At 54.8% G+C, this 24,439-nt stretch carries 26 protein-coding genes; 9 read left to right on the forward strand and 17 right to left on the reverse strand.

The window, feature by feature from the left end:
* Positions 1 to 8: 8 nt before the first annotated feature.
* Positions 9 to 269 (forward strand): YfhL family 4Fe-4S dicluster ferredoxin, encoded by a 261-nt coding sequence (locus INF58_RS16265; RefSeq protein ID WP_023300734.1) that lies wholly within the window; start codon positions 9 to 11, stop codon positions 267 to 269.
* On the opposite strand, the gene acpS is transcribed toward INF58_RS16265, so the two are convergent.
* The 11 genes from acpS to rpoE all read right to left on the reverse strand — a co-directional run bounded on the left by acpS (position 266) and on the right by rpoE (position 9,606).
* Positions 266 to 646: a holo-ACP synthase gene (gene acpS / locus INF58_RS16270; RefSeq protein WP_063867967.1), complete on the reverse strand. Its 381-nt coding sequence runs from the start codon at positions 644 to 646 to the stop codon at positions 266 to 268. The genes INF58_RS16265 and acpS overlap by 4 nt on opposite strands.
* Complete coding sequence (gene pdxJ / locus INF58_RS16275; protein WP_193528103.1) at positions 646 to 1,377, reverse strand: pyridoxine 5'-phosphate synthase; 732 nt, start codon at positions 1,375 to 1,377, stop codon at positions 646 to 648. Before pdxJ ends, acpS begins: the two co-directional genes overlap by 1 nt.
* A gap of 33 nt (positions 1,378 to 1,410) precedes the next feature.
* The gene (gene recO, locus INF58_RS16280) at positions 1,411 to 2,118 is read right to left on the reverse strand and encodes a DNA repair protein RecO (RefSeq protein ID WP_193528104.1); all 708 of its coding nucleotides are present in this window, start codon (positions 2,116 to 2,118) and stop codon (positions 1,411 to 1,413) included.
* A gap of 17 nt (positions 2,119 to 2,135) precedes the next feature.
* The gene (gene era / locus INF58_RS16285; RefSeq protein ID WP_003860709.1) at positions 2,136 to 3,041 is read right to left on the reverse strand and encodes a GTPase Era; all 906 of its coding nucleotides are present in this window, start codon (positions 3,039 to 3,041) and stop codon (positions 2,136 to 2,138) included.
* Positions 3,038 to 3,718 (reverse strand): ribonuclease III, encoded by a 681-nt coding sequence (gene rnc, locus INF58_RS16290; protein WP_003860711.1) that lies wholly within the window; start codon positions 3,716 to 3,718, stop codon positions 3,038 to 3,040. Before rnc ends, era begins: the two co-directional genes overlap by 4 nt.
* A 223-nt stretch (positions 3,719 to 3,941) precedes the next feature.
* The gene (gene lepB, locus INF58_RS16295) at positions 3,942 to 4,916 is read right to left on the reverse strand and encodes a signal peptidase I (RefSeq protein WP_193528105.1); all 975 of its coding nucleotides are present in this window, start codon (positions 4,914 to 4,916) and stop codon (positions 3,942 to 3,944) included.
* A 15-nt stretch (positions 4,917 to 4,931) separates the two neighbouring features.
* On the reverse strand, positions 4,932 to 6,737 hold the full coding sequence (gene lepA, locus INF58_RS16300; RefSeq protein ID WP_003860714.1) for a translation elongation factor 4: 1,806 nt from the start codon (positions 6,735 to 6,737) through the stop codon (positions 4,932 to 4,934).
* A 185-nt stretch (positions 6,738 to 6,922) separates the two neighbouring features.
* Positions 6,923 to 7,399 (reverse strand): SoxR-reducing system protein RseC, encoded by a 477-nt coding sequence (gene rseC, locus INF58_RS16305; protein ID WP_063450543.1) that lies wholly within the window; start codon positions 7,397 to 7,399, stop codon positions 6,923 to 6,925.
* The gene (gene rseB, locus INF58_RS16310; RefSeq protein WP_003860717.1) at positions 7,396 to 8,349 is read right to left on the reverse strand and encodes a sigma-E factor regulatory protein RseB; all 954 of its coding nucleotides are present in this window, start codon (positions 8,347 to 8,349) and stop codon (positions 7,396 to 7,398) included. Before rseB ends, rseC begins: the two co-directional genes overlap by 4 nt.
* A complete protein-coding gene (rseA, locus tag INF58_RS16315) occupies positions 8,349 to 8,999 on the reverse strand; it encodes an anti-sigma-E factor RseA (protein WP_193528106.1) in 651 nt (216 codons plus the stop codon). Before rseA ends, rseB begins: the two co-directional genes overlap by 1 nt.
* A gap of 31 nt (positions 9,000 to 9,030) precedes the next feature.
* Positions 9,031 to 9,606 carry an RNA polymerase sigma factor RpoE gene (gene rpoE / locus INF58_RS16320; protein ID WP_006176728.1) on the reverse strand — a complete coding sequence of 192 codons (576 nt, stop codon included), beginning with the start codon at positions 9,604 to 9,606 and terminating at the stop codon, positions 9,031 to 9,033.
* A 425-nt stretch (positions 9,607 to 10,031) separates the two neighbouring features.
* Here rpoE and nadB point away from each other — a divergent pair, with 425 nt between their 5' ends.
* Positions 10,032 to 11,651 (forward strand): L-aspartate oxidase, encoded by a 1,620-nt coding sequence (nadB, locus tag INF58_RS16325; RefSeq protein ID WP_193528107.1) that lies wholly within the window; start codon positions 10,032 to 10,034, stop codon positions 11,649 to 11,651.
* Here nadB and INF58_RS16330 read toward each other — a convergent pair.
* Positions 11,636 to 12,373 carry a tRNA1(Val) (adenine(37)-N6)-methyltransferase gene (locus INF58_RS16330; protein ID WP_193528108.1) on the reverse strand — a complete coding sequence of 246 codons (738 nt, stop codon included), beginning with the start codon at positions 12,371 to 12,373 and terminating at the stop codon, positions 11,636 to 11,638. The genes nadB and INF58_RS16330 overlap by 16 nt on opposite strands.
* Positions 12,374 to 12,505: 132 nt before the next feature.
* Here INF58_RS16330 and srmB point away from each other — a divergent pair, with 132 nt between their 5' ends.
* On the forward strand, positions 12,506 to 13,834 hold the full coding sequence (gene srmB / locus INF58_RS16335) for an ATP-dependent RNA helicase SrmB (RefSeq protein ID WP_063450547.1): 1,329 nt from the start codon (positions 12,506 to 12,508) through the stop codon (positions 13,832 to 13,834).
* Between the two features lie 50 nt (positions 13,835 to 13,884).
* Here the strand turns inward: srmB and grcA are convergent, their stop codons facing one another.
* Complete coding sequence (gene grcA, locus INF58_RS16340; RefSeq protein ID WP_047652709.1) at positions 13,885 to 14,268, reverse strand: autonomous glycyl radical cofactor GrcA; 384 nt, start codon at positions 14,266 to 14,268, stop codon at positions 13,885 to 13,887.
* 315 nt (positions 14,269 to 14,583) lie between these two features.
* Here grcA and ung point away from each other — a divergent pair, with 315 nt between their 5' ends.
* Complete coding sequence (gene ung, locus INF58_RS16345; protein ID WP_193528109.1) at positions 14,584 to 15,273, forward strand: uracil-DNA glycosylase; 690 nt, start codon at positions 14,584 to 14,586, stop codon at positions 15,271 to 15,273.
* 48 nt (positions 15,274 to 15,321) lie between these two features.
* Here the strand turns inward: ung and INF58_RS16350 are convergent, their stop codons facing one another.
* The gene (locus INF58_RS16350) at positions 15,322 to 16,407 is read right to left on the reverse strand and encodes a tRNA/rRNA methyltransferase (RefSeq protein WP_193528110.1); all 1,086 of its coding nucleotides are present in this window, start codon (positions 16,405 to 16,407) and stop codon (positions 15,322 to 15,324) included.
* A gap of 204 nt (positions 16,408 to 16,611) precedes the next feature.
* Here INF58_RS16350 and trxC point away from each other — a divergent pair, with 204 nt between their 5' ends.
* The 5 genes from trxC (at position 16,612) to INF58_RS16375 (ending at position 22,333) form a co-directional block, all read left to right on the forward strand.
* A complete protein-coding gene (gene trxC, locus INF58_RS16355; protein WP_193528111.1) occupies positions 16,612 to 17,031 on the forward strand; it encodes a thioredoxin TrxC in 420 nt (139 codons plus the stop codon).
* Positions 17,032 to 17,101: 70 nt separating this feature from the next.
* On the forward strand, positions 17,102 to 17,800 hold the full coding sequence (tapT, locus tag INF58_RS16360) for a tRNA-uridine aminocarboxypropyltransferase (protein ID WP_193528112.1): 699 nt from the start codon (positions 17,102 to 17,104) through the stop codon (positions 17,798 to 17,800).
* A gap of 35 nt (positions 17,801 to 17,835) precedes the next feature.
* Positions 17,836 to 20,499: a protein lysine acetyltransferase gene (gene pat / locus INF58_RS16365; RefSeq protein WP_193528113.1), complete on the forward strand. Its 2,664-nt coding sequence runs from the start codon at positions 17,836 to 17,838 to the stop codon at positions 20,497 to 20,499.
* Positions 20,500 to 20,608: 109 nt separating this feature from the next.
* The gene (pssA, locus tag INF58_RS16370; protein WP_063450550.1) at positions 20,609 to 21,964 is read left to right on the forward strand and encodes a CDP-diacylglycerol--serine O-phosphatidyltransferase; all 1,356 of its coding nucleotides are present in this window, start codon (positions 20,609 to 20,611) and stop codon (positions 21,962 to 21,964) included.
* A gap of 45 nt (positions 21,965 to 22,009) precedes the next feature.
* Positions 22,010 to 22,333: a YfiM family lipoprotein gene (locus tag INF58_RS16375; protein ID WP_063450551.1), complete on the forward strand. Its 324-nt coding sequence runs from the start codon at positions 22,010 to 22,012 to the stop codon at positions 22,331 to 22,333.
* Here the strand turns inward: INF58_RS16375 and INF58_RS16380 are convergent.
* From INF58_RS16380 to INF58_RS20990, 3 genes are all read right to left on the reverse strand, one after another.
* Positions 22,330 to 23,637: an MFS transporter gene (locus INF58_RS16380; RefSeq protein ID WP_063450552.1), complete on the reverse strand. Its 1,308-nt coding sequence runs from the start codon at positions 23,635 to 23,637 to the stop codon at positions 22,330 to 22,332. The two genes, INF58_RS16375 and INF58_RS16380, sit on opposite strands and share 4 nt — an antisense overlap.
* A gap of 151 nt (positions 23,638 to 23,788) precedes the next feature.
* On the reverse strand, positions 23,789 to 24,241 hold the full coding sequence (locus INF58_RS16385; RefSeq protein ID WP_193528114.1) for a DUF4385 domain-containing protein: 453 nt from the start codon (positions 24,239 to 24,241) through the stop codon (positions 23,789 to 23,791).
* Positions 24,238 to 24,439 (reverse strand): hypothetical protein (locus tag INF58_RS20990; RefSeq protein ID WP_227415112.1); only part of this gene is annotated, 202 nt, incomplete at its 5' end. The genes INF58_RS20990 and INF58_RS16385, both read right to left, overlap by 4 nt.

A 24,439-nucleotide genomic window follows, 5' to 3' on the forward strand; every position in this document is an offset into this window, starting at 1 on the left:
ATTTCCCGATGGCGCTGTTAATCACTAAAAAATGCATCAACTGCGATATGTGCGAACCCGAATGCCCTAACCAGGCGATTTCGATGGGCGACAGCATTTATGAGATTAACAGCGACCGCTGCACCGAGTGCATCGGCCACTATGAAACGCCGACCTGCCAGAAGGTGTGCCCAATCCCCAATACGATCTTAAAAGATCCGGCACACGTCGAGAACGAAGAACAGCTGTGGGATAAGTTTGTCCTGATGCACCATGCGGACAAAATTTAACTCTCGATAATTACCGTTGCACAGGCATAGTGGCGTTCATCTGCCAGCGTTACGTGCATGTGCGCCACGCCCAGCGTTTCCGCCAGCTTAAGCGCCTCGCCCCATAAGCGCAGACGTGGTTTACCCAGCTCATCGTTAAAGACTTCAAACTGGTTAAACGCCAGGCCGTTACGAATGCCCGTGCCGAACGCTTTCGCCGCCGCCTCTTTTACCGCAAAACGCTTTGCCAGAAAGCGCACCGGCTGTTGATGCGCCTCCCAGATGGCCCATTCGTTATCGCTCAGCACGCGTCTTGCCAGGCGATCGCCGCTGCGGGCGATCACCGCTTCGATGCGGGCTATTTCAACGATATCGGTGCCTAAGCCCAGAATGGCCATTACTGACGCGCTTCCAGCATCAGGCGCTTCATCTCTGAAACCGCCTCTTTCAGGCCGCTCATTACCGCCCGGCCAATAATCGCGTGGCCGATGTTCAGCTCGTGCATTTCCGGCAGGGCGGCGATGGCCTTCACGTTGTGATAGGTCAGGCCGTGTCCGGCGTTAACCTTCAGGCCCAGACTGGCCGCGTAGGTTGCCGCTTTGGCAATACGCTCCAGCTCTTTAGCCTGTTCAGCGTCATTTTCAGCATCAGCATAGCAGCCGGTGTGAATTTCAATATACGGCGCGCCCGCGTCGGCCGCGGCTTTAATCTGGGTGAAATCGGCGTCGATAAACAGGGAAACCTGGATACCGGCATCCGCCAGGCGTTTGCAGGCGTCGCGCATTTTGTCGAGCTGCCCCGCCACGTCCAGACCGCCTTCGGTCGTCACTTCCTGACGCTTTTCCGGCACCAGACAGCAGAAGTGCGGCTTCGTATCGCAGGCAATCGTCAGCATCTCTTCCGTTACCGCCATCTCCAGGTTCATGCGGGTATCCAGCGTCTGGCGCAGGATGCGCACATCGCGATCGGTGATGTGGCGACGATCTTCACGCAGGTGGACGGTAATGCCGTCCGCCCCAGCCTGTTCAGCGATAAATGCCGCCTGAACCGGATCCGGATACGCGGTGCCGCGCGCGTTGCGCAGGGTGGCAATGTGGTCGATGTTGACGCCTAACAGTAATTCAGCCATGACAATCCTCGGTTTTCTTTCTGATGCTGTGGTCTAACGTTTCGGCATAAACTGCCTGAATAATTCGCGGCTCTTTAAGGGCTTGCCACCAAGATACGGCTTGAGCGCAATTCGGGTAAAGCGTTTTGCGGCGCGCAGGGTGTCAGCGTCCGGGAACTCGCGTTCATACAGTGCTCTGAGCTGGCGTCCGGTAAAGGTGCTGTTATCAACGACGACGCTGGCAATAAAGCCCTTTTCCTCACGATAGCGATAGGTCATGGTATCTTCTACCTCGTCCCCACTCCCCGCACAGTGCAGAAAATCGACGCCGTATCCAAGATGTCCGAGCAGCGCCAGCTCGAAACGACGCAGCGTAGGCTCAGGGGTGCCGGTTGCGCCAGCGAGCGACTGAATACAGTGCAGGTAATCGAAGAAAAGTTCAGAGAAGCGGGTCTCATGTTCAAGCACCCGTGAGATGAGTTCGTTGACGTACAAACCGCTGTAGAGCGTGATGCCAGAAAGAGGAAGCGCGAGGGAAACGGCTTCAGCACTGCGCAGGGTTTTGACTTCCCCTCGCCCGCCAAAGCGAACCAGCAGCGGGGTAAAAGGCTGTAAGGAACCTTTGAGATTAGAACGTTTGGAACGTGCGCCTTTAGCAACAAGGCGCACGCGACCGGACTCTTCCGTGAAGACGTCCAGCATCAGGCTGGTTTCGCTCCAGGGACGACTATGCAGGACAAAGGCGCGCTGCCATCCATCCATATGCTCGCCGTCTTTGTTTACTGGTCTTCGCCGTAACCGAGGCTGCGCAGCGCACGCTCATCATCGGCCCAGCCAGATTTCACTTTCACCCACAGTTCCAGGTGAACCGGTGCTTCAAACATGTCCTGCATGTCTTTACGGGCTTCGATTCCGATAGTTTTGATCTTGGCGCCTTTATTGCCGATCACCATCTTCTTCTGACCTTCACGCTCAACGAGGATCAGACCATTGATATCGTAACCGCCGCGCTCGTTCGACTGGAAACGCTCGATCTCAACCGTGACCGAGTACGGCAGCTCTGCGCCCAGAAAACGCATCAGCTTCTCGCGGATGATTTCAGAGGCCATAAAGCGCTGCGAGCGATCGGTGATGTAATCTTCCGGGAAGTGATGAGTCGCTTCTGGCAAGTGCTTACGTACGATGCCGGCAATGGTATCAACGTTCAGACCGGTTTCCGCAGACAGCGGAACGATGTCCAGGAAGTTCATCTGGCTGCCCAGCCACTGTAGGTGTGGCAGCAGATCGGCTTTTTCCTGCACGTTGTCCACTTTATTGACCGCGAGGATCACCGGCGTTTTGCCGTCGCGCAGCTTGTTCAGGACCATTTCGTCGTCCGGCGTCCAGCGGGTGCCTTCCACAACGAAAATCACCAGCTCTACGTCGCCAATGGAGCTGCTCGCCGCCTTGTTCATCAGACGGTTGATGGCGCGCTTCTCCTCCATGTGCAGGCCCGGGGTATCGACGTAAATCGCCTGATACGCGCCTTCAGTATGGATACCGACGATGCGGTGACGCGTGGTCTGCGCCTTACGCGAGGTAATAGAAATCTTCTGCCCAAGCAGATTATTCAGCAGTGTGGATTTGCCAACGTTCGGACGTCCGACGATGGCAATAAATCCGCAATAGGTTTTGTCGATGCTCATTCCAGCTCCAGCATTTTTAACGCCTGTTCGGCGGCAGCCTGTTCAGCCTTACGACGGCTTGAACCCGTGCCGACCACCGGTTCACTCAGGCCACTGACCTGGCAATGGATGGTAAATTCCTGATCGTGCGCTTCGCCACGCACCTGCACCACCAGATAGGATGGCAGCGGGAGGTGACGACCCTGCAAATATTCTTGCAGACGCGTTTTCGGATCTTTTTGCTTATCGCCCGGGCTGATTTCGTCCAGACGGGTCTGATACCAGTTCAGGATCAGCTTTTCTACGGTCTGGATATCGCTGTCCAGGAACACGCCACCGATTAAGGCCTCGACCGTATCGGCAAGAATGGATTCACGACGGAACCCACCACTTTTCAGCTCACCCGGCCCCAGACGCAGACATTCACCCAGCTCAAACTCGCGTGCGATTTCAGCGAGGGTGTTGCCGCGCACCAGCGTGGCGCGCATGCGGCTCATATCACCTTCGTCCACACGCGGAAAACGATGATAAAGCGCATTCGCAATCACGAAGCTTAAAATAGAGTCGCCTAAAAACTCGAGACGCTCATTATGTTTGCTGCTGGCACTGCGATGGGTTAATGCCTGTTGCAACAACTCCTGATGATGAAAAGTGTAGCCCAGCTTCCGTTGAAGCCGATTAATTACGATGGGGTTCATGCGATACCAATAAATGAATGCGTCAAAAATGCAGCACACGAAACCGACCTGAGAAAACCAACGCGGTTTCGTGTGCCGTGGCACCCTTGCAGGGCCAACCTTAAACTTCGGGGGAATATTCTATACACAACGACAGGGGATGTCGTTAGTTCAAAGAGATTTATCGCTGAAATAATTCACGTAGCGGCTAATAAAAGCCGCTACGCGTTATTTTTCACGAAAATTAATGGATTCCGCCAATACGATTCAGGCGAACGCCGGTCGGCCACTCGCCTTCCTGCTTCTCGAAGCTCATCCAGATAGCGGTTGCTTTACCGACCAGATTCGCTTCCGGCACAAAGCCCCAGTAACGGCTGTCCGCGGAGTTATCGCGGTTATCACCCATCATGAAGTAGTGTCCCGGCGGCACAATCCAGGTCGCCAGCTGCTGGCCCGGCTGCTGGTAGTACATTGCCAGCTGGTCCTGCGCGATTGGCACGGTCAGAATGCGGTGAGTGACATCGCCCAGCGTCTCTTTGCGCTCAACCAGACGAATGCCGTTCTCTTTGGTTTCACCTTTTGGCACCTGGAAGAAACCGCTGGTCGCTTCACCGCCGTTACGACGGGCGAAGGTCTGCACAAAATCACTTGGCTCGACGTTGGAGTAAGTGATTGGCAGCGCATTTTCGCATGCAGTACCAGAGCTACAGCCAGGCTGAACGGTCACCTCTTTCGCCACCGGATCGTAGGTCACTTTATCGCCCGGTAAACCTACCGCGCGCTTGATATAGTCCAGGCGCGGATCGTCGGGATATTTAAACACCACGATGTCGCCACGTTTCGGATGACCCGTTTCGATCAGCGTTTTCTGATAGATCGGATCTTTAATGCCATAGGCAAACTTCTCAACCAGAATAAAATCACCGATCAGTAACGTTGGCATCATCGATCCTGACGGGATCTGGAACGGTTCATAGATAAATGAACGCACCACCAGCACAATCGCCAGCACCGGGAATACTGATGCCCCCGTTTCCAGCCAGCCCGGTTTAGGGCCAACTTTCTTCAGGGTTTTCGCGTCCAGCGCATCGTCAGTGGCTGCCTGCGCGGCAGCCTGACGTTCACGGCGTTTTGGGGCGAAGATAAACTTATCCAGGCACCACAGCAGGCCTGTCACCAGGGTAGCGATGACCAGGATCAGGGCAAACATGTTCGCCATGCCAACTCCTTAAGGTTATTTACCGTTACCGTCTTTACCAACATGAAGGATGGCAAGGAATGCTTCCTGCGGCAGCTCTACGTTACCGACCTGCTTCATACGCTTCTTACCTTCTTTCTGCTTCTGCAACAGCTTTTTCTTACGGCTGACGTCACCGCCATAGCATTTCGCCAGAACGTTTTTACGCAGCTGCTTCACGGTTGAGCGGGCAATGATGTGGTTACCGATGGCCGCCTGAATCGCAATGTCAAACTGCTGACGCGGGATCAGATCTTTCATCTTCTCAACCAGCTCGCGACCGCGGTACGGTGCGTTATCGTTGTGGGTGATGAGCGCCAGGGCATCAACGCGTTCGCCGTTGATCAGCACGTCCACGCGGACCATGTTCGAGGCCTGGAAGCGTTTGAAGTTGTAGTCCAGCGACGCATAGCCGCGGGAGGTGGACTTCAGACGGTCGAAGAAGTCGAGCACCACTTCCGCCATCGGAATTTCATAGGTCAGGGCCACCTGGTTACCGTGGTAAACCATGTTGGTCTGCACGCCACGCTTCTCAATACACAGGGTGATCACGTTGCCGAGGAACTCCTGCGGCAGCAGCATGTGACACTCTGCGATAGGCTCACGCAGTTCCTGAATGTTATTCAGCGGCGGGAGCTTGGACGGGCTATCGACGTAGATCACCTCTTTCGACGTGGTTTCTACTTCGTAAACAACCGTCGGGGCGGTGGTGATCAGATCCAGATCGTATTCACGCTCCAGACGTTCCTGAATGATCTCCATGTGCAGCAGGCCGAGGAAGCCACAGCGGAAACCGAAGCCCAGCGCCGTTGAGCTTTCTGGCTCGTAGAACAGGGAGGCATCGTTGAGGCTCAGCTTACCGAGCGCATCGCGGAAGTTTTCGTAATCATCGGAACTGACCGGGAACAGACCCGCATAGACCTGCGGTTTCACCTTTTTGAAGCCGGGCAGCGCTTTATCTGCCGGGTTACGTGCACCGGTCAGGGTATCCCCCACCGGCGCGCCGAGGATGTCTTTAATGGCACAGACCAGCCAACCCACTTCGCCGCATTTCAGCTCGGTACGGTCAACCTGTTTTGGCGTGAAGATGCCCAGACGGTCAGCGTTGTAAACCTGTCCGGTGCTCATGACCTTGATTTTGTCGCCTTTACGCATGGTGCCGTTTTTAATACGCACCAGCGAGACAACGCCGAGGTAGTTATCAAACCAGGAGTCGATGATCAGCGCCTGCAACGGCGCATCCGGGTCGCCTTCCGGCGGCGGAATGTCACGCACCAGACGTTCCAGTACATCCGGAACGCCGACGCCGGTTTTTGCCGAGCAGCGCACGGCATCGGTCGCATCAATACCGACGATATCTTCAATCTCTTCCGCTACGCGCTCAGGATCGGCGGCTGGCAGGTCGATTTTATTCAGAACCGGCACCACTTCGAGATCCATTTCCATGGCGGTGTAGCAGTTTGCCAGCGTCTGGGCCTCTACGCCCTGCCCGGCATCCACCACCAGCAGCGCGCCTTCGCAGGCCGCCAGCGAGCGTGATACTTCATAAGAGAAGTCAACGTGCCCTGGGGTGTCGATAAAGTTCAGCTGGTAGGTTTCACCATCGGAAGCCTTATAGTCGAGCGTTACGCTCTGCGCTTTGATGGTGATACCGCGTTCGCGTTCCAGGTCCATGGAGTCCAGAACCTGGGCTGCCATTTCACGATCAGACAGGCCACCGCAAATCTGGATAATACGGTCAGACAGCGTCGACTTACCGTGGTCAATGTGAGCTATGATCGAAAAGTTACGTATGTTCTTCATATAGTTAAATAATTATGCCTTACGAATTCCTGGGGGCCGCTGTTCTTAGCCTGACGTTTTTCAGTGCGAAAACGCAGCATTCTACACTACATCCTCGTCTGCTGGAAATGCACTTAGAGCCAGGTATAGCGCGAAGAGTCGGCGTTTTCTTTATTGCGGTGTAAATAATAATAAAGCCCGGCAGATCACCGGGCCTCAGAAGAGAGCGTCTCAACACGAAGTTGGTCGGGTGCCAGCGCAACGCTGAGGATAACAGGCTGCCAAGCTTCCCGGGCGGTAAGTCTCGGGGAGAGGCCTTTAGCAAGCCAGAATCCGCCCACGCCGCCTAAAGCGGCTCCGCACATGGCGGCCAAATCCGTGCCAAACAGCATCTGGAAAACCCCGCCCATCACGAACAAACCCGCCAGCGGAGAAAGGTAAACCAGCATGGCCGAGGTGAGCAGGCTACCTTCAGCGATGCCCAGCTCCACTTTTTGCCCTGCCACCAGCGGCTGGTCACTTGGCACCGCAATAGTATGCGACGTCTGCGGCCCCAGCTTATTCAACACGCGGCTGCCGCAGCCGGCTCGGGAGGCGCAGCTGCTGCATGATGCTTTAACATCACAGCTGACGAGCGCTACGCCATCCTGCCAGGAAACGACCGTGGCCCACTCTTTAATCATTGTGCCGCCCTGAATTTGATGCTGTCTGAAATGCGTTTTGCCGTTGGCGGCGGTAATTCACCGACAATGGTGATTTCCGCGTTATCGCGCACCGTGGTACTAACCGTCCGGCGGCCGGTACGGAGCATCTGTTCGGAACTGTTCGCCGTAGCGCGATTGATGTTCACCGAGAAGCTAAACAGACCATCGGAGTAGAGTCGTGACTCAACCGGCGTTTCGATGGTAGGCAACTGGCGACGGCTGCTGGAAACTTCGCTGAACCCTTGCGGGATCCAGGAAGGTACCCAGTTGAAATTAACAGAATCGCCGGCAGGAACGGAAAGCAAAGGCGGCAGACTGGCTTTGGCCAGATTTTGCATGCTGTTGCCAACCTGGCTGTTCACGTCGAAGGAGATCACGCGGAACTGTTCAAGCGTTTCACCGTCGCGATCGAGCAGATCAACGCGCATCGGCAGCTTCGTCTCTGCGTCAATCCAGACGATATAGCTGTAACGTGTGCCATCCCGCGCGACAACGCGGATCACTTCGCACAGTCTGTCGGCAATACGCGTTCGCCCCACCGAGATAAAATCATAGTAGGGAGCGAGACGTTTAAAATCGGTATAAATGAGCGACGGCAGAGAATCAACGATGTAGTCGCCATTGAGCGTAAACGGCTCAAGGCCAGGCTCGAAATAGCTGATTTCGTTCCCACGCTGGACCACTTCCCGACGCGGGCCATCCATCTGTAAAAGCTGGGCGAGCGGCTGATTATCAAGGCGGGCGTGGCGATAGCGTAACGATTCGACACCCTGCTTATTGATGCTGATAAATGCCAACTCATAATTGAGTGACTGGCTGGCCAGATTCATTTGCTGCAACAACGCCCCGGATGAAACATCAGCCGAGGCGTTAGCAGAGAAGAACAGGCTACCCGCCATCAAAGACATGGCGAACCAAAGTTGCTTCATTACTGCGATTGCGTTCCTAAAGTTTGGTTTCCTGGCACCTGCACAGCAGCCTGCTGGGTTTGGGCCTGCTCAAACTGAAGCTGCTCGGAGTGCAGACGACGCTGCAACTCGTAATCCTGCAACATCGCATTAATGCGACGACGCTGCTCCTGTACCTGCTGTTGCTGTCCGCCGCTTGCGGAGGCATCTGCCGGTACGCCCAGGCTTACCGGGCTGGCTTTACCCATCATCGGCAGCGTATTGAACACTGGCGCTTCAGGCTGCTGGCTGGCTTCAGACTGAGTATTATAGTGCTGGACCCCAACGATAACTGCAAGCGATACACACGCAGCGACACCCATCTGGGTGAGCTGGCTCGCCCACGGACGCACCTTGTGCCAGAACGGCATTTTCTGCCACTGGTGAGGTGCAGGCTGCGCTTCAGGAATCAGCGGCGTGGTCTGATGAACAGGTTCGTTCTCAATGGCCGCCATAACGCGAGCTGAGATATCGAAATGGAGAACCTCGCTGGTATCACCGCGCAGCGTGTCACGGATGAGGTGATAGTTCTCCCAGGTCTGTTGCATTTCGGGAGAATGAGACAGCTCATCAAGCAGCTCACTATCCAGCGTTTCACCATCCATTAAAGCGGAAAGTTTTTCTTTCTGCATGCCTAATACCTTTTCCAGTATCCCGCTATCGTCAACGCCTGATAAGCGGTTGAACTTTATTATCAATGGCTTCTCGCGCACGGAAAATTCGTGAACGAACCGTGCCGACCGGACAATCCATGATGGCGGCTATCTCTTCATAGCTTAGGCCATCCAGCTCCCGTAACGTAATTGCCATGCGTAAATCTTCCGGGAGCGACTCGATCGTGCGAAAAACGATTTGTCTCAGTTCTTCTGACAACATTAAGTTCTCAGGGTTCGAAATTTCTTTCAGCGCGCCGCCACTTTCGAAGTTTTCCGCGTCGATAGCATCGACATCACTTGAAGGCGGACGACGCCCCTGAGCAACCAAATAATTTTTAGCCGTATTGACTGCAATGCGATACAGCCAGGTATAAAAAGCACTATCCCCCCGGAATGAATCCAGCGCGCGATAGGCCTTAATAAAAGACTCTTGTACGACATCAGGCACATCGCCTGACGGTACATAGCGGGAAACCAGACTCGCTACCTTATGCTGGTAGCGCACCACCAGTAGGTTAAAAGCTTTCTGATCTCCCTTCTGGACCCGTTCAACCAGGACCTGGTCCGTTAACTGCTCGCTCATCCGAGGTAATGTCTCCCCAAACCAAATTCCACGCGTTATCGAAACGCCACTCTACCAACATTGCACTTTGAGCAAGCACCGAGTTAGAGCGTCTGTTCTTCAATAAGTTCCGTAACGCCTTTGTTTTTGTTCATCGCGCCGCAGACCGTTCATTTTCTCTCATTATAAGTCTGTTCACGATACGCACCCGCTTTCTGACAAGAATCATCAACTTTATCGTCAGAAGAGTAACGCAACACAGGCTTTATTTCACCACAAAATCTGAAGCTAACGATCTGCTTCGCAAAATATTTCCCGTCATTTAGCGATGATTTAACTTCTGGCCTTTCGTTTAGTCATTGCAACACGCATCAAAAAAAACGTGCGATAACTCGCATCAGAATGCTATTCTCCCGACACCATGTTTAGTAAATTAAACAAACCTCATGAACACGACGCCTGAACTTCATTGTGATGTACTGATCATCGGTAGCGGTGCTGCCGGCCTTTCCCTCGCGCTGCGTCTGGCAGAACATCAGAATGTCATCGTGCTGAGTAAAGGGCCGATGAGCGAAGGTTCCACCTTCTATGCACAAGGCGGCATTGCCGCCGTGTTTGATGAAACGGACAGCATTGCCTCACATGTAGAAGATACTCTGATTGCCGGTGCCGGGATCGTGGATGAGCATGCCGCAGAATTTGTCGCCAGCAATGCCCGCCACTGCGTGCAATGGCTTATCGACCAGGGCGTGCTGTTTGATACGCACGTTCAGCCGAATGGTGAAGAGAGTTATCACCTGACCCGTGAGGGCGGGCACAGCCACCGCCGTATTCTGCACGCTGCTGATGCGACCGGAAAGGCGGTTGAAACTACGCTGGTCAGCAAAGCCCTCAGCCATCCCAATATTCAGGTGCTGGAGCGCAGCAACGCCGTCGATCTGATTATTTCCGATAAGATTGGCCTGCCCGGCACGCGCCGCGTTGTCGGCGCATGGGTGTGGAACCGGAATAAAGAGAAGGTTGAAACCTGCCAGGCAAAAGCCGTTGTGCTGGCGACCGGCGGAGCCTCCAAGGTTTACCAGTACACGACGAACCCGGATATCGCGTCCGGAGACGGTATCGCCATGGCCTGGCGCGCCGGCTGCCGCGTGGCGAATCTGGAGTTTAATCAGTTCCATCCCACCGCCCTGTTCCATCCGCAGGCGCGAAACTTTCTGCTGACGGAAGCGCTGCGCGGTGAAGGCGCCTGTCTTAAGCGCCCGGACGGCTCCAGGTTTATGCCGGACTTCGACCCCAGAGGTGAACTGGCGCCGCGGGATATCGTGGCCCGCGCCATCGACCACGAAATGAAGCGGCTTGGCGTGGACTGCATGTATCTGGACATTAGCCATAAGCCGGCAGAATTTATTCGCCAGCACTTCCCGATGATTTACGAAAAGCTGCTGAGTCTGGGTATCGATTTGACCCGCGATCCGGTACCGATTGTGCCTGCCGCCCACTATACCTGTGGCGGGGTGATGGTTGACGATCACGGTCGTACCGATGTGGATGGCCTGTATGCCATCGGCGAGGTCAGTTATACCGGCCTGCATGGCGCCAACCGCATGGCATCAAACTCGCTGCTGGAGTGTCTGGTATACGGGTGGTCTGCTGCGGAAGATATTGCCAAACGCATGCCCTACGCGCGTGCGACAGCGTGCCTGCCGGCGTGGGATGAAAGCCGGGTGGATAACCCTGACGAACGGGTGGTTATCCAGCATAACTGGCACGAGCTGCGGCTGCTCATGTGGGATTATGTCGGGATTGTACGCACAACGAAGCGTCTGGAGCGCGCGTTACGCCGCATTATGATGTTGCAGCAGGAAATTGATGAATATTACGCCAACTTCCGCGTTTCCAATAACCTGCTGGAGCTTCGCAACCTGGTGCAGGTTGCCGAGCTGATTGTGCGCTGCGCAATGATGCGCAAAGAGAGTCGTGGTCTGCATTATACGCTGGACTATCCCGACACGCTGGAAACGTCCGGCCCGTCGGTGCTGACGCCGCAGGTTCACATAAACAGGTAAAAGGCTTGGGTCAGGGCAGTGTAATCTTCGGAATAACGCTGGTCTGGCCCCCGAATGACCATCCTGTCGATAAAGCACTCCCCCTCTTTCGGCGAGAGCGCCAGCAGCACGCGGTGCGTTAAGCGCCCTTCCGTATCAGAGATATCGGTACGAAGACGCAACTTCCAGCCGATCTCACGAGCGATCTCAATGAAGGTGTTGCCCGTGCTTTCAGGCAGGACCACGCAGAAAAATCCCTCTTCCGAGATAAGTTCCGCCGCACTGGTCAGGAGTGACGGGTGATCGAGCGAACGGGTGTAACGCGCCTGCTCGCGTTCCGGCGTTCCACACTCCACGCCGGGCACGAAATACGGCGGGTTGCTGACGATCAAATCGTAACGTGCGGTCTGCTCTGGTGCCCAGGTCAGGACATCTGCGCATTCCACCCTGACACGTTCTGCCCACGGGGATTCAGCAGCGTTTTCCCGCGCCTGCTGCGCCGCCTGAGGATCAAGCTCAACGGCATCGATCGTGACGTGTTCTTCCGTTCGCTGCGCCAGCATCAGCGCCTGGAGCCCGGTGCCCGTCCCGATATCCAGAATGCGTTTTACACCTGCGACAGGCGCCCATGCACCCAGTAAAATACCGTCTGTACCGACTTTCATCGCACAACGATCGTGCGCCACAAAAAACTGTTTAAACGTAAAACCATCGCGGCGCAGCTGCGCTTTGAGTTGAGACATGTCAGGGCAACCTTCTGTGTGAAACTGGAGTAGCATAGGGGAAAGCGAAGTGGCCGAAAAGCGATATCCATACAAACAGATGAAGATTACAGCCGTAACGTCTATAATCAGCGCCCCACACAGAGGTAGAACATGACTGTAACGACTTTTTCCGAACTTGAACTCGATGAAAGCCTGCTCAATGCTCTTGAGAGCAAAGGCTTTACACGCCCGACCGCCATTCAGGCCGCGGCCATTCCGCCTGCGCTTGAGGGCCGCGATGTGCTCGGTTCTGCGCCAACCGGCACGGGGAAGACAGCAGCCTACTTGCTGCCTGTGTTGCAGCATTTGCTCGATTTTCCGCGTAAAAAATCAGGCCCGCCGCGTATTTTGATCCTGACCCCGACCCGTGAGCTGGCGATGCAGGTTGCCGAACACGCGCGTGAGCTGGCGGCGAACACCCATCTGGATATCGCTACCATCACCGGCGGCGTAGCGTATATGAACCACGCGGAAGTGTTCAGCGAAAACCAGGATATCGTTGTTGCGACGACAGGCCGTCTGCTGCAATACATTAAAGAAGAGAACTTCGACTGCCGCGCGGTGGAAACGCTCATTCTCGATGAAGCTGACCGCATGCTGGACATGGGCTTTGCCCAGGATATCGAACACATTGCGGGTGAAACACGCTGGCGTAACCAGACCATGCTGTTCTCGGCAACCCTTGAAGGGGATGCCATCAAAGATTTCGCCGAACGTCTGCTGGAAGATCCGGTGGAAGTGTCCGCCACGCCATCCACGCGCGAGCGTAAGAAGATCCACCAGTGGTACTACCGCGCAGATAACCTTGAGCATAAGGTTGAGTTGCTGAAACACCTGCTGAAGCAGGAAGATGCAACCCGTACCATCGTCTTCGTTCGCAAACGCGAGCGCGTGCATGAGCTGGCAGAAATGCTGCGCAATGCCGGCATCAACAACTGCTATCTCGAAGGTGAAATGGCGCAGGTTAAGCGTACCGAAGGGATTAAGCGTCTGACCGATGGCCGCGTGAATGTGCTGGTTGCCACCGACGTTGCCGCGCGCGGGATCGACATCCCTGACGTGAGCCACGTGATCAACTTTGATATGCCACGCAGCGGTGATACTTATCTCCACCGCATTGGTCGTACCGGCCGTGCGGGCCGTAAAGGTATTGCTATCTCTCTGGTGGAAGCGCACGACCATCTGCTGCTTCAGAAAATTGGCCGCTACGTTGATGAGCCGCTTAAAGCTCGCGTTATCGACGGACTTCGTCCGACCACACGTGCACCGAGTGAAAAAATGACGGGTAAACCGTCCAAGAAAGCGCTCGCGAAACGTGCCGAGAGAAAAGAGAAAGAAAAAGAGAAACCGCGCGTTAAGCAGCGACACCGCGACACCAAAAACATTGGTAAGCGCCGTAAGCCAAGCTCTGCTGCGCCAGAGACAAAAACTGAAGAGTAAAAAAAAGCCGGGACATTCCCGGCTTTTTTATACCCCCCGTGGCTGAAACCTTACAGGCTTTCAGTAAAGGTACGAGCAATAACGTCGCGCTGCTGTTCCGGGGTCAGAGAGTTGAAGCGTACCGCATAGCCAGACACGCGGATGGTCAGCTGAGGGTATTTTTCCGGGTGCTCAACGGCGTCCATCAGGGTTTCGCGACGCAGAACGTTAACGTTCAGGTGCTGACCGCCTTCCACGCGGACTTCTGGCTTCACTTCCATTGGAATTTCACGGTATTCAATTTCGCCCAGCTTGTTCACCGGAACGATTTCGTCTTCCGCAAAACCTGCTTTCGCTACGACACAGCGCGCTTCGTTTTTCTCGCTGTCCAGCAGCCAGAAAGAGTTCAGCAGATCGTCGTTTGCTGCTTTAGTAATCTGGATACCTGTAATCATGTGTTGCCTCCCTTAGGCTACATTAACTGATGCTGGCCTTTCGCGGCCAATTGGTAAAACCATTGTTTCTTGTGTGTATATATAACATTCAGACCCCGGTGATTTATTGATTTAAATCAACAAAACCACTAACCACACAAAGAGTGTGGTCTGTATTTATTGTTTCAGATCAATTTTCTTGCCTTACCCATTCAACTTATCCCGCATCTTTTCCAAAATAAATTTAGCGACTTAGCCCACTTTTCAGCGTGTTATTTTGCTCACCGGGCTTTAACAGGTAAGCTAGGCAGAGAATGAAATTCGCAGGAGAGCGAGATGACGACACCTTTAACCTGGCATGACGTGCTGGCAGAAGAGAAGCAGCAGCCCTACTTTATCAATACCCTCAGCACCGTTGCGGCTGAACGGCAGGCTGGCCAGACGATTTATCCGCCGCAGAAAGATGTGTTTAACGCCTTTCGCTATACCGAACTGAGCGACGTGAAGGTGGTTATTCTGGGGCAGGATCCCTACCACGGCCCTGGGCAGGCTCACGGACTGGCGTTCTCCGTGCGTCCGGGCGTGGCTATCCCCCCTTCTCTGCTGAATATGTATAAAGAGCTTGAAGGTACGATCCCTGGCTTTTCTCGCCCTAATCACGGCTATCTGGAAAGCTGGGCGCGCCAGGGCGTGCTGTTGCTGAACACCGTGTTGACGGTTCGTGCAGGCCAGGCGCACTCCCACGCCAGCCTCGGCTGGGAAACCTTTACCGATAAGGTCATCAGCCTGATTAATGAGCACCGTGAAGGCGTCGTATTTTTACTCTGGGGTTCGCATGCACAAAAGAAAGGGGCGATTATCGATCGTCAGCGTCATCACGTACTGAAAGCACCGCACCCGTCGCCGCTGTCTGCTCACCGCGGTTTCTTTGGCAGTAATCATTTTGTTCTGACGAATGAGTGGCTGGAAAAGCGTGGCGAAAAGCCAATTGACTGGATGCCTGTATTACCGGCAGAGAGTGAGTAGTTTGAGCCTGAATGCCCGGTGGACCGGGCATTCAAAACGCACAAAGGCTTATGCTTTATTCTGACGCCACCATTCCGCCAGCAGTACGCCGGTCGCAACGGAGACGTTCAGGCTTTCAACGTTGCCTGTACCATCAATAGAAACGCTCAGGTCGGCGCTGGAGAGTGCCGCATCAGACAGACCGTCACGCTCCTGGCCTAACACCAGCACCATTTTGCGTGGCAGCGTCGCTTTGAACAGCGGCGTAGCGGCACGGCTTGAGGTAGTGACAATGGTGTAGCCCGCTTTACGGAACTGCTCGAGGGCTTCCAGCACGCTGTCGCCGGTGATCGGCTGAACGTGCTCTGCACCGCCTTCCGCGGTACGGATTGCCGCACCGGATTCCAGCAGCGCGGCATCCTGTAACAGCACGCCTTTCACGCCAAAGTGCGCGCAGCTACGCATCATCGCGCCCAGGTTATGCGGGTTACCCACATCTTCCAGCGCCAGCACGCAGTCATCGGCATCCGCCTGGCTGACCCACTGCTGCACGGTAGTACCGTTACGTTTTTTGATCAGGAAGCAGACGCCGCCGTGGTGTTCAGTACCGGACGCTTTAGTCAGCTCGGCATCATCAACCACGTGGTAGGCTTTGCGGTTCGCCGCCATCCAGCGCAGCGCTTCTTTAAAGCGCGGGGTCACGCTCTGGATAAACCATGCGCGAACGATACACTCCGGGCGGCTCTGGAACAGGGCCTGACAGGCGTTCTCGCCGTATACACGGGTCTCTTCCGCACGCTGACGACGCAGCACTTCCGGATCGATAAAGCTTTTTCCGCTGATACCGCCGTGATCGGCCTTTTCACTCGCCTCTTCACCCGGCGCGCGCGAAACGGTACGCCATGGCGATCCACCGTCGCGGACAACATCGTCGCGTTTGCGATCGTCACGCTTACGGTCATCACGTTTGCGGTCATCGCCGCGGTTATTTCTGTCATCGCGGGCGGGGCGACGGCCACCGTCTGCACGAGAAGACGCTGGACGCCCGCCACCCTTTCCGGTACGCGGATTTTGGGTGCGTTTATCAGAGTCATCATCACTGCGGACATACATCACTTTGACCTTGCCGCTTTTGTTTTTCATTTCGTCGTTCATGCTTTTCTCCACCAGCGCTGCGCGAAGCGCGCAGATTACCCGATGTGCAAGCTCATAGCCATAATTTCGTACAAAAGCCTGTGACTATTGTTCCCATTGAATAAAACGCGTTGTCGTTTCATACAGGCTCACTGATAATATGTAACATATCAGAAACATTATCGGCGTTCTGCCGTTGTTCCACGGCTCTATCAGAGGTTAGTTATGAATTCCGTATGTGCCAACTGTCAGGCTTTAAACCGCATTCCGGACGATCGGATGGATGACGGTGCGAAATGCGGGCGTTGTGGCCACGAATTATTTGATGGCGATGTCATTAACGCGACGGGTGCTACGCTGGACAAACTCCTCAAGGACGATCTGCCTGTTGTGGTCGATTTCTGGGCGCCATGGTGCGGCCCTTGCCGTAACTTTGCGCCAATTTTCGAAGACGTGGCGGAAGAGCGCAGCGGGAAAATGCGTTTTGTGAAAGTGAATACCGAAGCCGAACGTGAGCTCAGCGCCCGTTTTCGCATTCGCAGCATTCCCACCATTATGATTTTCAAAAATGGTGAAGTGATCGACATGCTCAACGGTGCCGTGCCAAAAGCGCCTTTCGACAGCTGGTTAAACGAATCCCTGTAACACTCACGGGGCACATCTTGTGCCCCGTTCTCTCCTCTGCGAAAATGGGGTTTTTCCTGCCTTTTCGCCCATGACTGATAACGCTGTACTTCAATTACGTGCCGAGCGCCTTGCGCGCGCCACCCGCCCGTTTCTGGCCCGAGGCAATCGTATTCGCCGCTGCCAGCGCTGCCTTTTACCGCTGAAGGTGTGCCTGTGCGAAACGCTTGCGCCGAGCGAGGCGAAAAGCCGCTTTTGTCTGGTCATGTTTGATACCGAACCGATGAAGCCCAGCAATACGGGGCGCCTGATCGCCGATATTCTGCCAGACACAGCGGCGTTTCAGTGGTCGCGCACTGAGCCACCTCAGGCACTGCTCGACCTGGTGGCAAGCCCGGAATATCAGCCAATGGTCGTTTTCCCTGCATCGTATGCAGGCGAACATCGTCAGGTGCTTTCGGCGCCGCCATCCGGTAAACCGCCGCTGTTTATTATGCTTGACGGCACCTGGACGGAAGCGAGAAAGATGTTTCGCAAAAGCCCGTATCTTGATGCGCTGCCGGTAATTTCCGTCGATCTGTCGCGCGTTTCGGCCTATCGCCTGCGCGAAGCCCATGCCGACGGCCAGTACTGCACCGCGGAGGTCGCGATTGCGCTACTGGATCTGGCAGGCGATACCCAGGCAGCCAGCGCGCTGGGCAGTCACTTCTCCTGCTTCCGCGAACGTTATCTTGCGGGAAAAACCGTTCATAAGGGTAGCGTCACAGCAACTGAGACGGAAAGCGTTTAAAATCATCAGGTCGCTTGCATTCACGGGAGGCCTGCATGAGCCAGAGAGGGTTAGAAGCGCTACTTCGTCCGAAATCCATTGCCGTTATTGGCGCCTCAATGAAACCGGACCGCGCAGGGTATCTGATGATGCGCAATCTGCTGGCTGGCGGGTTTAATGGCCCGGTCATGCCCGTTACGCCCGCCTATAAGGCGGTTCAGGGGGTGCTGGCGTGGCCGGACGTGAAAAGTTTACCGTTCGTTCCCGACCTCGCCGTGCTCTGTACGCATGCGAAACGAAACCTCGAACTGCTTGAGTCGCTCGGCCAGAAAGGCTGTAAAACCTGCATTATTCTCTCGTCGCCTCCTGAGCAGCAGCCTGAGCTGCTGGCCTGCGCCAGCCGCTACCAGATGCGTATTCTTGGTCCAAACAGCCTGGGTCTGCTTGCGCCCTGGCAAGGGCTGAATGCCAGCTTCTCCCCGGTTCCGATCCGTAAAGGTAAGCTGGCCTTTATTTCGCAGTCGGCTGCGGTATCCAATACGATCCTCGACTGGGCGCAACAGCGTGAGATGGGCTTTTCCTACTTCATCGCCCTGGGTGACAGCCTGGACATTGACGTTGATGAACTGCTGGATTTCCTGGCGCGTGACAGCAAAACCAGCGCGATCCTGCTCTATCTTGAACACCTGAGCGACGCCCGTCGTTTTGTGTCGGCGTCACGTAGCGCATCGCGTAATAAACCGATTCTGGTCATCAAAAGCGGGCGCAGCCCGGCGGCGCAGCGCCTGCTGCATTCCCATTCCGGGATGGATCCCGCCTGGGATGCCGCGATCCAGCGCGCCGGTCTGCTGCGGGTTCAGGATACGCACGAGCTTTTTTCTGCCGTCGAAACGTTGAGCCACATGCGCCCCCTGCGCGGTGAAAAGCTGATGATCGTCAGCAACGGCGCCGCTCCCGCCGCACTGGCGCTGGACGAGCTGTGGCTGCGCAACGGCAAGCTGGCGACGCTGGGCGAAGCGACGCTTCAGCGCCTGAGGGAGGTGCTGCCGGGCAGCGTTACTCCCGGTAATCCGCTCGATTTACGCGATGATGCCACAAGCGATCGCTACATCAGGGCGATCTCCCTTCTGCTCGACAGTCAGGATTTCGATGCGCTGATGATCATTCATTCACCCAGCGCCGCTGCGCCCGGCAGTGAAAGCGCACGCGCGCTGATTGAGGCTGTCCGAAACCATCCGCGCGGCAAATACGTCACCCTGCTGACTAACTGGTGCGGCGAGTTCTCTTCACAGGAAGCGCGGCGTCTGTTCAGTGAAGCCGGGCTGCCAACCTACCGCACGCCGGAGGGCACCATTACCGCGTTTATGCATATGGTTGAATATCGCCGCAACCAGAAGCAGCTGCGTGAAACGCCAGCCCTGCCGGGCAACCTCACAGCAAATTCGGTGGACGTGCACAGGCTATTGCAGCAGGCCATCGAAGAGGGCGCCACGTCGCTTGATACGCATGAAGTGCAACCCATACTTGGCAGCTATGGGATGCAAACGCTGCCCACCTGGATTGCCGGCGACAGCGCCGAGGCGGTACATATCGCTGAGCAGATTGGCTATCCGGTCGCGCTGAAGCTGCGCTCCCCCGATATTCCGCACAAATCAGATGTGCAGGGCGTCATGCTGTATCTGCGCACCGCGACAGAAGTGCAACAGGCCGCGGATGCCATTATCGATCGCGTTAAAATGACGTGGCCACAGGCCAGGATCCACGGCCTGCTGGTGCAGAGCATGGCTAATCGTGCGGGCGCGCAGGAGCTGCGCGTGGTGGTCGAACACGATCCGGTTTTTGGTCCGCTCATTATGCTGGGTGAAGGCGGCGTTGAATGGCGGCCAGAAGAACAGGCGGCTGTCGCACTTCCGCCACTAAACATGAACCTGGCGCGTTATTTAATTATTCAGGCCATTAAAAGTAAAAAAATCCGTGGAAGAAGCGCTCTGAGGCCGCTTGATATCGCCGGATTAAGCCAGTTTCTGGTGAAGGTCTCTAACCTCATTGTTGACTGTGCGGAGATCCAGCGCCTGGATATCCACCCGCTCCTCGCTTCCGGAAATGAATTTACGGCCCTCGACGTGACGCTGGAAATTGCGCCATTTGTCGGTGACCGGGAAAGCCGTCTCGCCATTCGTCCTTATCCGCTCCATCTGGAAGAGTGGGTGGAGATGAAAAATGGAGAGCGGGCGCTGTTTCGCCCTATCCTGCCGGAAGACGAGCCGCTGCTGCGAGCGTTCATCTCGCAGGTAACGAAGGAAGACTTATACTATCGCTATTTCAGCGAAATCAACGAATTTACCCACGACGATTTAGCCAATATGACCCAGATCGACTACGATCGAGAAATGGCGATTGTGGCGGTTCGCCGCTCCGGAGAGGGAGAGGAGATCCTCGGCGTGACGCGCGCCATTTCCGACCCGGATAACGTGGATGCGGAGTTTGCCGTGCTGGTGCGTTCCGATCTTAAAGGTTTGGGGTTGGGCAGAAGGCTGCTCGAAAAACTCATTGGATATACGCGCGATCACGGATTGTCACGCCTGAACGGCATTACTATGCCAAATAATCAGGGTATGGTGACCCTGGCGCGGAAGCTCGGTTTTGACGTTGATATCCAGCTGGATGAAGGCATTGTCTCCCTGTCCCTCAGCCTGACATCAACGGATAAACACGAGTAAGCTTCTGGAAATGTTACCCACTTTTCTCATCACTGGGGTATCATTGTCCGCTTATGTTGTTTGCCTGGTACAGACAACCCTTCAATGAACAGAGAAGAAACGCACTGTGATGTTGTCAAAATTTAAGCGTAATAAACATCAACAACACCTTGCTCAACTACCGAAGATTTCTCAGTCAGTTGATGATGTAGAGTTCTTTTATGCTCCCGCTCGTTTCCGGGAGACGCTTCTGGAAAAGATTGCCAGCGCGACGCGACGTATCTGCATTGTGGCGCTCTATCTTGAACAGGATGAAGGTGGGCGTGCTGTCCTGAACGCGCTCTATGAAGCGAAACGTCAACGTCCGGAACTGGACGTTCGTGTGCTGGTTGACTGGCACCGCGCGCAGCGTGGCCGTATTGGCGCGGCCGCCTCGAACACTAACGCTGACTGGTATTGCCGCACGGCCCAGGAGAACCCGGGGATCGATATTCCGGTGTATGGTGTGCCCGTGAATACCCGTGAAGCGCTTGGCGTTCTTCATTTCAAAGGATTTATCATCGATGACAGCGTCCTTTACAGCGGCGCCAGCCTGAATGATGTTTATCTCCATCAGCTCGATAAATACCGTTACGATCGCTACCATCTGATTCGCAATCCACAGATGGCCGACATCATGTTCAACTGGGTGGATAAAAACCTGGTTCATGGCCGGGGTGTCCACCGTCTTGACGATCCTCATCGCCCGAAAAGCCCGGAAATCAAAAACGACGTTCGCTCCTTCCGCCAGGAGCTGCGCGATGCGGTTTATCGTTTCCAGGGGGACGCCAGTAATGAAGAGCTGTCCGTTACGCCGCTGGTAGGCCTGGGAAAAACCAGCCTGCTGAACAAGACGATTTTCCATTTGATGCCGTGCGCGGAGCATAAGCTCACTATCTGCACCCCATACTTCAACCTTCCCGCCGTTCTGGTGCGCAATATTATTCAGCTGCTGCGTGAGGGTAAAAAGGTGGAAATCATCGTCGGGGATAAAACGGCAAACGACTTTTTCATTCCGGAAGATCAGCCTTTCAAGATCATCGGCGCACTGCCTTATCTTTATGAGATTAACCTGCGTCGCTTCCTGAGCCGTTTACAGTACTACGTGAACACGGACCAGCTGGTCGTGCGTCTCTGGAAAGATGAAGATAACAGCTATCATCTCAAAGGGATGTGGGTCGATGATGAGTGGATGCTGCTGACCGGTAATAACCTGAACCCGCGCGCCTGGCGTCTGGATCTTGAGAATGCCATCCTGATTCACGATCCTCAGCATGCATTAGCCGCGAAACGCGATCGTGAGCTGGAGCTTATACGCACGCATACCACAGTGGTTCGTCATTACCGCGATCTGCAAAGCATCGCGGATTATCCGGTGAAAGTTCGCAAGCTGATTCGCCGTCTACGTCGGATCCGTATCGATCGCCTCATTAGCCGTATTCTGTAATTCCCGGGCCCTGTCACTGACGGGGCTTTTTTATGGAGCCTGTTAATGCGTACCCCTTTCCTGATAATCCCTCTTTTCCTGACCGGTTGCAGTCATATGGCGAATGATAGCTGGTCGGGTCAGGATAAAGCTCAACACTTTCTGGCGTCTGCAATGTTGTCCGCTGCGGGCAATGAGTATGCGCTGCACCAGGGGTATAGCCGGGATCGAAGCGCCACAATGGGTCTGATGTTCTCCATAAGCCTGGGGGCATCGAAAGAGCTTTGGGATAGCCGCCCCTCGGGAAGCGGCTGGAGCTGGAAAGATTTTGCGTGGGACGTAGCCGGCGCAACAACCGGCTACGCCGTCTGGCAGATGGCACATTATTAAAGGCGGATACCTTTTCCTTTGCGATGCAGCATCAGCGAGACAATAAACGCCAGCGCTCCCATTACGGTGACATACCAGAAGAAGGTCGTTTCACTGCCCCACGACTTAAGTGATAGCGCGACATACTCCGCCGAACCGCCGAACAGGGCATTCGCGACCGCATAAGACAGGCCTACACCCAGCGCCCTCACCTGTGCGGGAAACATTTCCGCCTTCAAAATACCGCTGATTGCCGTGTAAAAACTGATAATGATGAGTGCCACCATGATCAGCGCGAAAGCGGCATACGGCGACGTTGTCTGCTGTAGCGCAGTCAAAAGCGGAACGGTACCCAGGGTGAGCATGCCGCCAAAGATCAGCATGGAGGTGCGGCGACCTATTTTGTCCGACAGCGCGCCGACAATCGGCTGGATAAGCATAAAGACGAGTAACGCCACCGTCATGACGACACTCGCAACGTTTGCATGCATGCCCGTGGTGTTAACCAGATATTTTTGCATGTAGGTGGTGAAGGTATAGAAACTTAGCGAGCCCGCGGCGGTAAAACCTAACACCATCAAAAATGCCTTGCGGTTTCGCCAGAGCCCCTTCATTGAGCCCGCCTCCTTCAGCGCCCTGACCTCCTGTTGAGAGGTTTCATCAAGCTGACGGCGTAGCCACAGGGCGACAACAGCCAGGGCAGCGCCCATAGCAAACGGGATGCGCCAGCCCCAGGCGCGCAAATCTTCATCGCTAAGGATTTGTTGCAGGATCACTACAACCAGCAACGCCAGCAGCTGTCCGCCAATGAGGGTCACATACTGGAATGATGCATAGAAACCTTTTCGGCCTTCAACCGCCACTTCGCTCATGTATGTCGCACTGGTGCCGTATTCGCCACCGACTGACAGCCCCTGGAACAGACGAGCCAGCAGCAGCAATGCAGGTGCCCATGTTCCGATAGTGTCATATCCAGGCAGGCAGGCAATCACCAGAGAGCCGACGCACATCATGCATACGGAGATGAGCATGGAGGTCTTGCGCCCTTTTCTGTCTGCGATCCTGCCGAACAGCCATCCACCGATAGGGCGCATCAGGAACCCGGCGGCAAAAACGCCTGCGGTTTGCAGAAGCTGAGTAGTGGTATTCCCGGACGGGAAAAAGATATGGGCAAAGTAGAGTGAACAGAATGAATAGACGTAAAAGTCAAACCACTCTACGAGGTTACCCGATGAGGCCCCAACGATTGCCCAAACCCGACGACGGGTATCCTTACCTGCCAAATTGGTGTTATCCGTATCTGCACTGGCTACGGTTTCTGTCATTTTAAAATCCCCTGTCTCACATTGCGGGCCATTGCCCACAAACAGTAAAACCGGATTTAAAACGAATCGTTAGGTAAATAAAATGTTTCTAATATGTTTCATTGCGTTTTGTGAACTCGATCAGGTATCGAATTATTAGCGGACGTAGTAATTATCCCCACTTCTGCTGATGCGCCTTTTTTCGCTGCAAATAATCTTCATCTGCACGAATTTTATCCCACCACTTTTTGAAGACTGCGGCGGCTTCGGCTTTTACGGGATCGCAATCCAGCGGTTTGACCTGGCGCTTCTCATCGTACTTTTTACCGCCTTTATGATTGGCGTATCGCCTGGCGCGGGTATAGCCCATCTGAATGAATTTACGCGCCATATCCATACCCACAAAGTCGTTTTGCTGACGATATTCTTCAAACAGGTCGTAAATTTCTTTCGCCGATCGCGCTGCAACTTCAGCATTTTTGTATCGCCAGTGCGGAAGTATCTCGCTTTTGTAAGGTTCCACCATGAGCACACCCTGCTCTCCCCGCCCCACCTGATACAGCTCTGGATGGTCACGGAAATTAATGTTGGCAAAATCTTGTTGGTAATCAAAGGGACGTATCAAAGCGGCACCATTGTTAAAATCGTTTTAACAATTGTAGGCACGGTCAGGCGGTGCCGCCACCCGGCATTTTCTGGCGCACAAAGCAAAAAACCCCGTACCTTACGGTACGGGGTTTCTTTAATTGATGCCTGGCAGTTCCCTACTCTCACATGGGGAGACCCCACACTACCATCGGCGCTACGGCGTTTCACTTCTGAG

The sequence above is a fragment of the Enterobacter cloacae complex sp. P24RS genome (assembly GCF_014982165.1).
In the GTDB taxonomy this organism is placed as follows: Bacteria; Pseudomonadota; Gammaproteobacteria; order Enterobacterales; family Enterobacteriaceae; genus Enterobacter; species Enterobacter quasihormaechei.